Here is a 1158-nt window from a genome sequence, read left to right on the forward strand (position 1 = left end):
GGCCAGCACAGTGCCATCCCGATGGCCGTCTCCATGGCCGCGTGTTCGCTTCTCGCGGTGGGCGCCGTGATGGCCGGACGTCGACTGACCCGGTGAGGAACCGTGCGGCCGGGATGCCCAGGACCGCAAGGCGTCAACCGGCTCCCATTCCCCGTGCAATGACACAATCCGCCGCAGGTTTGCCACTTTCCCGCCGCTGCATTTAACTGGGAGGGACCATCCCGAGCGGCCGAGGGACCTGGACCGTTGACGCCGCAGCAACCCAGCCGGACCATCCCCCGCTTCCCGCGGTCTGGTGACCGGCCACGGTGCTACCGCCAGGACCGATGGAAGGAAAACCGCGCCATGCCCCAGAACACCGACCACATCCGCGTCACCCATGCCGGCTCATTGCCCCGCACGCCCGAGCTGATCGCGGCGAACGAAGCCAAGGAAACCGACGGAATCACGCCCGAGTTCCTGGATCTGCTGGAGACTTCCGTGGTGGACATCGTCCAGCGCCAGAAGGACCTGGGGATCGACATCCCGAACGACGGCGAGTACGGGCACACGATGTCCAGCTCGGTGGACTATGGCGCATGGTGGAACTACTCCTTCTCCCGGCTCGGCGGTTTGGAACCGACCGAAGTGGACCGCTGGGCCGACTCCAAGGTGCACCGATCTTCGCCGGGACATATCGTCCTGACGTCCTTCCCGGATCGCCGCGACCGGCAGGCGTTCAACGACGCCTACAACGACCCCTCCTCCGGGATCCTGGCCCACCGGAAGAGCGTCACGCAACCCAAGATCGCGGGCCCGCTGACATACACCGGGCAGGCACTTGTGGCCTCGGACATCGCCAACCTCAAGACCGGCCTGGCCGCGGCCGGCCTCACCGAGGGGTTCGTCGCTTCGCTCTCCCCCGGCTCCTGCGCCCGGGTGGCCAACGAGTTCTACCAGAGCGACGAGGAACTCCTGTACGCCTGCGCCGACGCCATGCGTGAGGAGTACAAGGCCATCATCGAGGCCGGACTGACGGTCCAACTCGACGACCCCTCCCTGGCCGAGAGCTGGGACCAGATCAACCCGGAGCCGAGCCTCGAGGACTACCTGAAGTTCATCCAACTCCGGGTCGAAGCGACCAACTGGGCGCTGCGCGATCTGCCGCAGGACAAGATC

The 1158-nt window shown here is 66.3% G+C and carries 1 protein-coding gene; it reads left to right on the forward strand.

The features are described 5' to 3' along the window. Positions 1 to 345: 345 nt before the first annotated feature. Positions 346 to 1158 (forward strand): epoxyalkane--coenzyme M transferase (locus tag AB4Y86_RS19340; protein WP_441403737.1); only part of this gene is annotated, 813 nt, incomplete at its 3' end.

This window comes from Arthrobacter sp. 2YAF22_2, from assembly GCF_052114645.1.
Classification (GTDB): Bacteria; Actinomycetota; Actinomycetes; order Actinomycetales; family Micrococcaceae; genus Arthrobacter.